At 25.4% G+C, this 12,587-nt stretch carries 12 protein-coding genes; 3 read left to right on the top strand and 9 right to left on the bottom strand.

The window, feature by feature from the left end; translation table 11 throughout:
* Positions 1–36: 36 nt before the first annotated feature.
* Both C7380_RS01870 and C7380_RS01865 read right to left on the bottom strand, forming a co-directional pair.
* Positions 37–972 (bottom strand): radical SAM protein, encoded by a 936-nt coding sequence (locus C7380_RS01870; RefSeq protein WP_371682079.1) that lies wholly within the window; start codon positions 970–972, stop codon positions 37–39.
* Positions 973–1,025: 53 nt separating this feature from the next.
* A complete protein-coding gene (locus C7380_RS01865; RefSeq protein WP_109603789.1) occupies positions 1,026–1,910 on the bottom strand; it encodes a DUF4438 domain-containing protein in 885 nt (294 codons plus the stop codon).
* A 79-nt stretch (positions 1,911–1,989) separates the two neighbouring features.
* Between C7380_RS01865 and C7380_RS01860 the strand changes: the two genes are divergently transcribed.
* Together C7380_RS01860 and C7380_RS01855 are read left to right on the top strand one after the other, a co-directional pair.
* Positions 1,990–2,808, top strand: coding sequence for a MerR family transcriptional regulator (locus C7380_RS01860; protein WP_109603788.1), 819 nt, complete (start codon positions 1,990–1,992; stop codon positions 2,806–2,808).
* An 11-nt stretch (positions 2,809–2,819) separates the two neighbouring features.
* Positions 2,820–3,800, top strand: coding sequence for a D-cysteine desulfhydrase family protein (locus C7380_RS01855; protein ID WP_109603787.1), 981 nt, complete (start codon positions 2,820–2,822; stop codon positions 3,798–3,800).
* 19 nt (positions 3,801–3,819) lie between these two features.
* Here C7380_RS01855 and C7380_RS01850 read toward each other — a convergent pair whose 3' ends face one another.
* Together C7380_RS01850 and C7380_RS01845 are read right to left on the bottom strand one after the other, a co-directional pair.
* Positions 3,820–4,395: a LysO family transporter gene (locus C7380_RS01850; protein ID WP_109603786.1), complete on the bottom strand. Its 576-nt coding sequence runs from the start codon at positions 4,393–4,395 to the stop codon at positions 3,820–3,822.
* The gene (locus C7380_RS01845) at positions 4,392–4,664 is read right to left on the bottom strand and encodes a LysO family transporter (protein WP_158274744.1); all 273 of its coding nucleotides are present in this window, start codon (positions 4,662–4,664) and stop codon (positions 4,392–4,394) included. The genes C7380_RS01850 and C7380_RS01845 overlap by 4 nt, the downstream gene beginning before the upstream one ends.
* A gap of 88 nt (positions 4,665–4,752) precedes the next feature.
* On the opposite strand from C7380_RS01845, the gene C7380_RS01840 reads away from it, so the two are divergent.
* The gene (locus C7380_RS01840; RefSeq protein ID WP_109603784.1) at positions 4,753–6,120 is read left to right on the top strand and encodes a serine hydrolase domain-containing protein; all 1,368 of its coding nucleotides are present in this window, start codon (positions 4,753–4,755) and stop codon (positions 6,118–6,120) included.
* Positions 6,121–6,144: 24 nt separating this feature from the next.
* Here the strand turns inward: C7380_RS01840 and C7380_RS01835 are convergent, their stop codons facing one another.
* The 5 genes from C7380_RS01835 to C7380_RS01815 all read right to left on the bottom strand — a co-directional run bounded on the left by C7380_RS01835 (position 6,145) and on the right by C7380_RS01815 (position 12,585).
* Positions 6,145–6,885 carry an SIR2 family NAD-dependent protein deacylase gene (locus C7380_RS01835; protein ID WP_109603783.1) on the bottom strand — a complete coding sequence of 247 codons (741 nt, stop codon included), beginning with the start codon at positions 6,883–6,885 and terminating at the stop codon, positions 6,145–6,147.
* Positions 6,886–6,952: 67 nt separating this feature from the next.
* Positions 6,953–8,716, bottom strand: a complete 1,764-nt coding sequence (locus tag C7380_RS01830) for a phosphoenolpyruvate carboxykinase (ATP) (protein ID WP_109603782.1) — start codon at positions 8,714–8,716, stop codon at positions 6,953–6,955.
* A gap of 258 nt (positions 8,717–8,974) precedes the next feature.
* Entirely contained in the window at positions 8,975–9,556 is a 582-nt protein-coding gene (yihA, locus tag C7380_RS01825) for a ribosome biogenesis GTP-binding protein YihA/YsxC (RefSeq protein WP_109603781.1), read from the bottom strand.
* Entirely contained in the window at positions 9,543–11,924 is a 2,382-nt protein-coding gene (gene lon / locus C7380_RS01820; protein ID WP_109603780.1) for an endopeptidase La, read from the bottom strand. Before lon ends, yihA begins: the two co-directional genes overlap by 14 nt.
* Positions 11,925–11,937: 13 nt before the next feature.
* On the bottom strand, positions 11,938–12,585 hold the full coding sequence (locus C7380_RS01815; protein ID WP_109603779.1) for a thiamine diphosphokinase: 648 nt from the start codon (positions 12,583–12,585) through the stop codon (positions 11,938–11,940).
* Between the last annotated feature and the right edge of the window lie 2 nt (positions 12,586–12,587).

Below are 12,587 nucleotides of genomic sequence, written 5' to 3'. Positions count from 1 at the left end.
TAAGATGCAAAAAAAGAAGCTTATTAGCTTCTTTTTTTATTTTATTCTATAATTTTTATATCCTTTATAATCAATTTTTATTATTTTTTCATCGATATCTAATTTATCTAATATTTCTTGAGGTTTTTCATTTTTTCTTTCTATTAAAAAGCTTTTTATTTCAAATTGATTCATAGGATGTCTTTTTATTATTGAAATAATAGCTTCTAAATCATCTATTTCTTCACTGTAAAAACCTTCTGAAGCAAGACTTTCCATAGAAATTCCATCAAGTTCATTAACAGCAAAGTTTATGTTCTCTTCATCTGGAATTTGAACCCATTCTTCTGCTGGTGGTCTCACAGGTACATTTATATATACTTTATCATATTTTATTTTTTCTAATATTTTTTTAAATTCCAATATACTATTTTTATCATCATTTATATTTTTTATTAACATTATTTCAATCCATATTTGTCCATCAAAATTCTTTGAAAATTTTTCTAATCCGAGAACAGAATCTTCAAAAATTATTTTTCCATAAGGCCTATTTATTTTTCTAAGCATTTCTTGATTATAAGAGTCTAAAGATGGTAATAATATATCTATATCTTTTATTTTTTCTCTTATATTTTTATCACTCAACAATGCTCCATTAGTTATAAGAGCTATAGGCTTTTTTGTGATTTTTTTTAATTCTGATATTAAATCGTCTATATTAGAATATAAGAGTGGTTCTCCTTCTCCAACTAAAGTTAAAACATCAAAATTAAAACCATTTCTCAAATAATCTTTAACTTCATTGACTATTTCTTTTGAGTCATAAAAATTTTTAATTTCATTTGTCATAGAAGTTGTTCTACCCAATTGACAATAAACACATGAATAATTACAATGTCCTTTAGGTATTGGGCTAACACCTAAAGAAAGACCCATTCGTCTTGAAGGAACCGGCCCAAATATATATTTATATTTATTCAAAACAAACACCTCTTTTAAATATATATAATCAATATCATAATTACATTATGATATTGATTTATTTAAAGTATAGACTCCATAAAGTTTTCTTCATCTGGAAGCATATAATTTTTTATATTTGAATTTTCATCTATCTTTGCTTCTATAATATTTTTCTTACATGTCATTATTGTCGTTACTCCAGGGCCATGTCCCATTTTTATACAATCAGAATGTACTATAACTCCTATAGAAACAGCATTTTTTAGATATCCTCTACCAAAAGTATTATCACAATCTTCTAGAAGAACTATATCTCCAAATTTTAAATTTTCAAGTCCATATTCTTTTATTGCATTTTCATCTGCAGTCATTATATCATAATCTCCTGAATAAGCTGATGCAGAACCTATACCAGAGCCCATTAAATATGGCGGTACTTTTGCTACTACTGGAAATATTAATTTTCCATCTTTTTCTTCTATTGGTATTCTTTCAAAAAGATTTGGATCTATATTCATAACTTTTATATCAGGATAATCGATTAAACTTAAGCCTTGTCCATAAGCTTTTATGAGTATTTTATCATCTATAGCCATGTTTTCCATATCTTTTAAAGGAAAGTCTATGAGCACATGTTCTATTCCTCCATGTGTACCTGTAACAAATCCTTTTGCACCTTTAGCTTCTCCAGTAACAACAATGGCTTCATTACCTATACAAGAAAGAGTCATTAAAGCATCTGATTCCGCTTTTATTTCATTTCTTATAGAAACTCCCGGTTCTATATGATCTCCAGCAAGTCCAAATACACTGTCTCCAATCTTAACATTATAAGTTATTCCTCCGGTTGCTGGTATTATATTAGGTATACCTTCATGACTTATTTTATAAGCGCCTCCCAATGGATGATGAATTTTACCTTGAACAGATACTTTAACCACTTTATTTTTATTATTGGTTAACATCTTTTGACCTCCTTGATTAATTTAGTATATAATAATTATAACACTATGAATAATTAATACAATATTTTGGAGTGATTTTATGAAAGAGAAATTCTTAATTGGAGAAGTATCTAAATTATTCAATATATCAAAACAAACTTTAAGATATTATGATTCTATAGATCTTTTAAAACCTAATATAATTGATAAAAACACAAATTATAGATATTATACAATAGACCAATTTGAAAAATTAAATACTATAATTTATTTAAAAATTTTAGGTTTTTCGCTAAAAAAAATAAAAAATTATCTCGATAATAGAAGAATTGATAATGCCATTAAACTTTTAGAAGATCAAAAGAATATTATTGATGAAAAAATAAATAATTTGAATCTAATTAAATCCCGTATAGATAAAAAAATAAAATATATTTCTAATGTATATAACACTCAAAATAAAGATATAATAACTTTAAAACTTATAAACAAAAGAAACATTGTATCTATAGATTTAAGAGATACTGAAAATGAATTCGAAGTTGAAATGATTTTAAGCAAAGTTAGAAATTCGCTAAGTTCGAATATTTTTATTTCAAGTTCTCAAATGGGAGTTATAATAGCAAAAGAAAATATTATAAATAATGTTTTTAATAAATTCAAATCTATTTATTTCATAATTGATGATGATATAAAAATAAATAAAGAAATCAAAACTATTGAAGAAAATTATTTCGTAACTACTTTTCATAAAGGCCCTTATTTTGAAACTCATAAAACTTATAAAAAATTAAAAGATTATATTAAAAAAAATAATTTAATCATAAATGGTGATGCTATGGAAATATCTCATATAGATTCTTTTATTGAAGGTAAAGAAAAATATTATATAACAGAAATTCAAATACCAGTAAAATAGAGGAGGATAAAATGAAAATTTTGAATGATAAGTTTAATTTTGCAAATCTACCAACTAAGATAGAATTATTATCGAGATTCTCTGAATTAGTTGGTAAAAATATTTATTTTAAAAGAGATGATCAAACAGGAACTGAATTCAGTGGAAACAAAGTAAGAAAACTTGAGTATCTTATAAAATTTGCAATAGATAAAGGTTATGATTCTTTAATAACTTGTGGAGGAATTCAATCTAATCATGCAAGAGCCACTGCAGCGATTGCTGCAAGAATAGGTTTAAAATGTCATTTGGTGTTGAGAGGTGACGAAAATAGTTCTTTAGATGGAAATCTACTTTTAGATAATCTATTCGATGCCGATATAAAATTTATTAATTCTGAAGAATATTCTCATTCAAGAAATGAAATAATGGAAAATATAACACTCAAATTAAAGAATAAAGGCGAAAAATGTTTTATAATACCTGAAGGTGCTTCTGAAAAAATAGGAAATTTAGGATATATAAATTGTTTATTTGAAATAGTTGAACAAGAGAAAAATATGAATATACAATTTGATAATATAATCACTGCTGTTGGTTCTGGAGGAACTTATAGTGGTCTCTATTTAGGGCATAAAATAAAAGGTATAAAAAATAGAGTTATTGGTATAAATGTTTGTAATAATAGAGAATATTTTTTAAACAAAATTTATGATATTTCTAATCAAACAAAAGAATATTTTGATTTAGATTTAACTTTAAAAAGAGAAGATATAAATATTATAGATGGTTATGTTGGAAAAGGATATGCATTATCTTCTGAATATGAAATTGATTTCATAAAAAAAATCTCTAAACTAGAAGGCATAGTACTTGATCCTGTTTATACAGTAAAAGCAATGTATGGACTTTATAAGGAAATAAAAAAAGGAACCTTTAAAAATTCTAAAAATATACTTTTTATAAATACTGGAGGTCTTTTTGGAATTTTTCCACAAAAAGATTTATTTTAATATTTAACTGAGTAAAAACTCAGTTAAATATTATACTGATCAACATTGGAACTGATAATGTTATCAAAACTCCTTGGCCAAACCCTATTAAAGTACTTTCTTTATCAGTATTTTTAGATATAATACCAAGCATAGTATCCATAGATGTAGCCCCAGCAATTGATATAGAACCAAGGTATGTAAAGTTAGATATTATAGGTATCAATAAAATTGATAGAATCTCTCTTATTACATTCGATGTAAAAGATATTGCTCCTAAAACTGGAGAATATAAATTACTTATCATAACTCCCGACAATGAATACCATCCTAGTCCTGAAGAAGCTCCAAGAGCTTCTTTAAAGCTAAGACTTGTAAATAATGATACCATAGATCCAAATATTAATGTACCACCAATAGTTAAAATAGTTTGTATTATAATAACTTTCAAATTTATTTTTATTTTTTTTAATATTCCCTCTTCAGAACCTATATCAATTCCAACTGAAAATACTAAGAACATTAATAAAATTGTGATTAAATTATCAGGTATAATTATATTAAAATTATATCCACAAATAATACCTAAAGAAATGGCAATTAATAAAAGAATCATTTTTTTATCCCCTTATTACGAAATTTATCATATATTCCGGTAAATAAGACACTTCCAAATATACTAAATACCGCTATAAAAAAAGCTAAAATTCCTATATTAGAAAGTTGAGATATGAGTTCCGAATCATTTCCTATTTCATAACCCATGAAAAAAAGTAATAATAAAGTTATAAATGTAACCGGTTTTAACTTCTTTAAAAAAAGAAATTTTTTGTTTATTCCTAAAATCAAACCCACTACAAAAGCTATAAGTATATATTTTAACAATGTAATCCCTCCATATAATTAATAAACAATATTATTCTATCACATAAATTTTTGATTTATAATTTATCATAAAAAGGGGAGAGAAATTTTGAATGAAAACTTAACTTCTCAAATAAATCTTTTAGAAAAATATATAATAGAAAATATGAAAAAAGAAGATATTCCAGGAATTTCTTATGCAATAATTTTTAATGATGAGGTTGTTTTTGCTAATAGTTATGGCTATTCTGATAAGGAAAATAAAATAAAAACTACTTTAGATACTATATTTCCGATATTTTCTATCACAAAACTTTTTACTGCAATAATGTGTATGCAAATAAATGAAAAAAATATAATAAATATTGATGATCCAATAAAAAAATATTTAAATGATTTAAATTTAAATCATTTTTTTAAAGATAAAAATCCTTTAAATATTACTTTCAGACATTTAATATCACATACTTCAGGATTACCAAGAGAAGCACCATTGAATTATTGGATAAGCAATAAATTTCCAAGTACAAAAGAAGTTTTGAATAGTATTAATAATATTGAATTAAATTTTAAACCAGGAACTAATTATCATTATTCTAATTTAGGAATAGTTTTATTGGCCAGTATTCTAGAAAAAGTCATAAACATGAACTATGAAGATTATATAGTTCAAGAAATTCTTATACCTCTAAAAATGTTTAATTCTGGATTTGATTTAAAAAAATTAAATAATAATTCTTCTATCTCTAAAATATATACAGAATTAAATTTTGATTCTTTACCAAATATGAATGCATTTAAAAGAAGTGGAGGACTTTATTCAAACATAAAAGATTTATCAAAATTTTTATCTCTTCAATTTAAATACGATTCTAATCAAAATGAAATATTAAATTCAAATACTATTTTTCAAATGCATAAGCCACAATTTATATTAGAAGATTGGAGTGGTGGAATGGGCTTAGGTTGGGCCTTAAATAAAATAAAAAATTATTCTACAATTAGACATTCTGGAGGATTATTAAATGGTGTGAGTTCTAATATTACGGCAATTCCAAAATTAAAATTTGGAACTATAATATTAACAAACAAAGATACACAATATCTTGTAGAAGATTTGGCTTATAAATCTATAGAATATTTAATACCTTTTTTTGAAGAAATTAAGGTTAATAATAATAATAAAATTATTTCTCTTAACTTATATGAAGGTTTTTATAAATTTGATTATTTTCCTAATAATTATAAATTTGAAATCAAAGCACTAAATAATACTCTATTAGCTTTTTTTCCAGATGCTGGCCCCTTAAAAAAATTAAATCCAGTAAAATTTATTCCATTGGGTAATGATCATTTTTTAATGAAAAATTGGTTTTTACCTTTTTTCGAAGATGAGCTTTGTTATTTTAAAAAAGATTATTCTGGAAATATTATCGGTATTTATATCAGTGGTTTTTATTCACCAAAATTAAAATGAAGAAGAGAAAAACTCTTCTTCATTTTAATATAAATTGGATATTTTTTTAAAAAAACTATCAATATCATTATTTTCATATACTTCTAATTTCTTTTCTGGCACATAAAAAAAAGATATATCTCCTTTATTTACAATTATTATTTTGCCACCTGCATATGATGGAAGAAAAGCAGCTGGAGTCACTGTTAATGAAGAACCTAAAATTATTAGAAGATCTGAATCTTGTACTTGTTTTTGACATTGATCAAGAGATTTAACCATTTCTCCAAAAAATACTATATCTGGTTTTATAACTCCTCCACAATCACATTTAGGTATATCTTCTGATTTTAATTTTTCTTTTAACACTTCATATGAAAAAAATTTATGACATTCAATACAATAATTATTTATAACTCCGCCATGAATTTCTAAAACTTTTTCTGAACCAGCTTTTTGATGTAATGAATCTATATTTTGAGTTATTATAGATTTTATTTTTCCTTCTTTCTCCAATTTTAATAAAAATTCATGTGTAAAAGTTGGTACTGCATTCTCTATAGTTTTTAAAAATTCTCTATGAAATTTATAAAATAAATGAGGGTCTTTTTTAAAATATTCAAAATCAAAAATTCTCTCTGGATAATCTATATCAGCTCTTGTATATATTCCATTAGGCCCTCTAAAGTCAGCAATACCAGCATTTGTAGACATACCCGCACCACTCAATACAGTTATATTTTTTGAATTTTTCAATAAATATACTGTTTTCTCTAAATTATTCATATTTATTCTCCTTTCCAAGAATTGAAAAAATGGAGAGATATTAATATCTCTCCATTAAATTATATCATTATTTATGTAATAAATTTAATAATCCTTTAGCTGCTATTATTGGTCCATTTTCTTCAAAACCAGGAATTCCAAGTTGAGTTTTTATTGCTCCAACTTTTACACCAGAATTTATCATTGCTTCCATATATATTTTAGCTATTTTTTCATGTACTTCTTTTCTTTGAATAGCTCCAAAAGGATTAGCAAAATAACTATAAGTCAATCCTTTTTCTGCTGTAGTTCCTTTTGCCATTCTTGCTCCCTTTGAAAAAATTTCATAAGCATTATCCACATTTTCATAAAAATAAACAGATTCTTCATTTTTATTTATTTTTTCATAATTATTGGCATACAAAAAATAATCTATTTCTGTTGGTTTTATAATATCTTCATAGTTTGAATATGGAACTATTACTCTTGCATTTATTTCATTTGGGTTCATAAAAATAGATCTATCCATTGCTGAATAAGCATACCCAGGTTGTAAATCATCCAGTCTTACAAAAGCTCCTGTTTCAGTTCCATAAGCAACAATTTTCCCATCTTGTATATCTAATGATCCCATGTCATCGATCAATATATTCACTTCTGAAACTTCTTCTTTTAATCTATTTAGAGCATCTAATGTTTCGGATTTTCCAGCACCAGAATCACCCATAATCATAACATTAAAACTTCTTCCATCTCTTAATTTTATTTGAGCAAGAGCTCCATGTATTGGAATTCTCTTTTCATCTATTACAAGTAAATTATGTATTGTAAGAATCATTTTTTTCATATATCCAAAATAATCTATAGATGGATCATCTCCAACCATTCCAATATAAGTTCCATCTTCTTCTTTATAAATAATTCCATTATAATCATCATTTTCTTCAAAAAAATCATTTTTCATACCAAAAATATATATTCCATCAGGTTTCTTATTATTAACAACATTAAAACTGGCGATTTCAAATAAATTACCAAGTCCTGCCGCATGTGAAAGGTATTCTTTATAAACTATAACATATATTAATTTTGAATTTACATGTATTGGAAATAATAAATAATCATTTAAATTTTCAATTTTCACTTTATCTAATATAGGTTTATCTATTACTTTAAACAATCCTCTTCTTTTATTAGATTTTGTATAAAATATAACAGGTGGTTCAAATACGGTACTCCAAACAAATTTCATATCATATATCCATTGTGCATTTTTAAATTTATATTCTTCTTTTATTTCAGGATTGTCAGTTATAAAACCAACTTGTGCTCCAGATGGTAATTGTCTTAATACTTTTAGTTTAGTTTCATTTATATTTACGAGTATTTGTCTATAAAGTGATAATACTAAACTTTTTAAATCCGCATTATTCTTTACGACCATCATTTGTTTGTTTATTCTATTAAAAGAATCTTGAGTAAATCTACTTTGTTTAACCATAAATCTATGTTTATTTCTCCATGAATTAAAAAGTCTTTCTACAAATTTTATCAATAAATCTTTTCTTGTTCCAAGTTTTGGAAATGCATAATATCCAGATGCATCAATATGTTCTACTGTATTGACGCTTAAAGAAATCATTAATTGTATTATTGCATCAATATCATACTTTTCTTCCGGATTCAATGTATCAAAATCTTTTTTAAATAATTCAAAAAAAGGGTATAAAGAATTCTTCTTTTCTTCTGAATCGTTAATGAGTTCACAAATTAATTCTCTAAAAAATGCTGAATTTAATATTTGAGAGTTTGAATTATATGACACTTCTCCCGGAATAATAAAACTTCTCATAGCTTTCGCCTCCCTGAAATCATAAGTACAAATAAAAGTAACACACTTACCAATTTTATTATACAATTAAAATGTAAATTACGTATTTCAAAGCTTAATATTTGATTAAAAAAGCAATTATATTACTTTTATTAGTTTTTAGTAATACTTGTATTCATTTTATTGACATTTTATATTTTTTTATTTTGTTCTAGACATATTTTTTGATTTTGATTTTTATTTTCTAATAAAAAATCCGGCATATCATAATGCCGGATTCTATTTTATAAACATATCTAAATAATCTAATAATTCTTGAGTTCCTTCTTTTTTAATTGCAGAAACAGGAAAATATTCGTATTGTCCATATTTTGAAAGTATATTTTTTATATTATTTATTTTTTTGTTTTTTTCTGAACTTTTCAATTTATCTGTTTTAGTTAACACTATTATAAAAGGAATTTCCATAGATTTTAACCAAGATACCATCATTTCATCTAATTTCTGAGGTTCATGTCTTGAATCTATTAATATACATACTAATCTTAAAGACTCTCTATTTATGAAGTATTGTTGTAAAAGATTATCCCATTTTTCTCTTTCTTTTTTAGAAACAGCTGCATATCCATATCCTGGGAGGTCCACAAAAAAATCTTTATCATTTATTTTATAATAGTTTATTGATCTTGTCTTACCTGGTTTTCCACTTATTTTTGCTACTTTTATTCCCATAATAGAATTTAAAAGACTTGATTTTCCAACATTAGATCTACCTGCAAAAGCTATTTCAATATTTTCTTCTGGTGGGAGTTGTTTTAATTCATATACAGTTTTAAACAATTTTGCATTATTTATTTTCATTTTCTACTCCTCCAATAAGAGCTATTTCAAGCACTTCCAAAATTTCTTTTGCAAAATTAAACTTTATTTTTCTTCTTATTTCTTCAGGGATTTTTTCTACATCTTTTTCATTTGATTGTGGAATTATAACTTCATATATCCCAGACCTATAAGCTGAAAGAACTTTTTCTTTTATTCCACCTACAGGAAGAACTTTTCCCCTTAAAGTTATTTCACCCGTCATTGCTATATCATTTCTAACTTTTTTCTTTAATATTGAAGATATAATAGCTGTTGTCAAAGTTACTCCTGCTGAAGGACCATCTTTTGGAACAGCTCCTTCTGGTAAATGTATATGAAAGTCATTTTTATCAAATTCTTCACAATATTTTTTATCCATTTTTTCTACTATTTTTCTTGATAAACTTAAAGCTATTTTTGCTGATTCTTTCATTACATCACCAAGCTGACCTGTTGTTATTAATCTACCTTTTCCTGTTATAGTAGCTACTTCTACATCTAATATTACTCCACCATACGCTGTCCAGGCTAACCCAGTCACAACCCCTATATCAGGCTTTTCATTTTTCTTTGAATCAAAAAAAGGAGCTGCACCTAGTGTTTTATGTATATTAGATACTGTTATATTTATTTTTTTGTTCTTTTGAACATATTTCAATGCTGATTTTCTCATTACTTTTGCCATAGTCTTTTCAAGGCTTCTAACTCCAGCTTCTCTCGTATAATTGGTTATTATTTCTTTTACAGCCGTATCTGATATATTAAACTCTTTTTGAGTTAATCCGTGTTCTTTTAATGTTTTTGGTATTATATGTTTTTTTGCTATTTTGAATTTTTCTATGTCAGTATATCCAGATATATATATTACTTCCATTCTATCTCTTAAAGCTGGTGGTATCGTATGTATAACATTAGCAGTAGTAACAAATATTACTTCTGATAAATCTAAAGGAAGTTCAAGGTAATGGTCTGTAAAATCTTTATTTTGTTGTGGATCAAGAACTTCTAATAATGCTGCAGATGGATCTCCTTGAAAAGATGTTCCAAGTTTATCAACTTCATCAAGAACTATCACAGGATTCATGGTACCCGTTTTTCTAATAGTTTCAACTATTCTTCCTGGAATAGCTCCTACATATGTCCTTCTATGCCCCCTTATTTCTGCTTCATCTCTAACTCCTCCAAGAGATATTCTTCCAAATTTTCTTCCGGTAGCATCCGCAATAGATTTACCAAGAGTAGTTTTTCCAACCCCTGGAGCTCCAACAAAACATAATATAGGGGCTTTTGAATTTTTAGATAATTGTCTTACCGATAAAAATTCTAATATTCTTTCTTTAGGTTCTTCAAGACCATAATGATTATTTTCAAGTATCTTTTTAGCTTCTTTTATATTTAAATTATCTTGGCTTTTTTTATTCCAAGGTATTTCTAATATCCAATCAAGATATGTTCTTATAACCGTCGCTTCTGCAGAATATGGAGACATTCTATTCAATCTATCTATCTCTTTTTCAGCTTTTTTTATCACAAAATCAGGATAATCCCCTTCTTTTAATTTTTGCTGTAATTCTTTTATTTCATCATCTTCTTTTCCATCTAATTCTTCTTTTATTGCATTTAATTTTTCTCTTAAATAAAATTCTTTTTGATTTTTTTCTATCTTTTCTCTTACAGTACTTTCTAATGATTCTTCTATTTCTAAAAGTTCTATTTCTCTTGCAAGAATTTCAAGTTCATATTCAAGTCTTTTCTTAGTTTCTTGTATTTCAAGCATTTTTTGTTTCTCATCAAGATCTACAGGCATTATTGAAGCTACTAAATCACTTATTATTTCTGGCTCTGAAGTTTCTTCAATAGCTAAAATAGCCTCTTGAGGAAATTTTTTAGTTAATTCCATATATTTTTTTAATAATTCTTTTATCTTTCTAACAAGTGCTTCAATTTTTTTATCTGTTTTCAAATCACTATTATACATTTCTATTTCAAACATAAAAATTTTTTTACTTTCTACAGTTTTTTTTATTTTTGCCCTTTTTATACCTTCAACTAAAACTTTATAATCTCCATTTGGTAATTTACTAAGTTGAACTATTCTCGCAACAGTTCCAACTCTATATAAATCTTTTACCTTTGGTTCTTCTTCTTCTATTTTTTTCTGAGATACTAAAAATATATAATTTTCATATTTCTCTAATGATTCTTCTAAGGCTTTTATTGATTTCTCTCTTCCAACAAACATGGGTATCACTGTATTCGGATATATAAGCATTTTTGCCCTTGTGGCTATTGCTGGTAATTTATCAGGTATGTTTTTTTTATTAGTTTCATCTATATACTTATCTATAATTTCTTTTTTTTCAGACATTATTCCACCTCCATTATGCTTTTTTACCTATAGTTCTAATATAAGCTATATTTCCAGTTTTTAACTCTATTTCAACCTCATCAGAGATAGCTTCATTACTTATTCCAAGAGGCGTATATTCATCTAAATTATAATCTTTTAATTTATACTTAAAACCTACTAAACTTATACCTTCTACTTTACCACCGATTTGTATTATAGACCATGTCTCACCTTTTATTGCTTTTAAAGTTTTTTTACTTTTTATTATTCCTATTTCTATGTTTTCTTCTCTTATGATAGCATTTAAATTATCATATTTTGCTATTAAATATATGGAAGCTATTGTTTGATCTATTCTTGTACCTGTGACATTAGAAAGTACTACATCTTTAATTCGTAAATCATTAGCTAAAATTAATGCTAATTCTGTATCTATTTCATCTTTCTCAGAAGGATATTTTAATATTTTCACTTTATTTTTTTTTGCCCATTCAATATCTTCAGTCTTTGCTGAATCCATATCTCCTATTAAATAATCAGGAATAAAATTCATTTTTTTATATATTTTAATTCCAGAATCACATGCTATATTTATATTTGCTTTTTTTATGTTTTTTAAATAAAAATCATCAGAACTATAATTATTACCACCAGATATTATATATATTATTTGTTTCACCT

This window comes from Oceanotoga teriensis (assembly GCF_003148465.1).
Classification (GTDB): domain Bacteria; phylum Thermotogota; class Thermotogae; order Petrotogales; family Petrotogaceae; genus Oceanotoga; species Oceanotoga teriensis.
The sequence above is the reverse complement of the archived record's forward strand: the minus strand, read 5'-3'. Positions and strand labels throughout refer to the sequence as shown.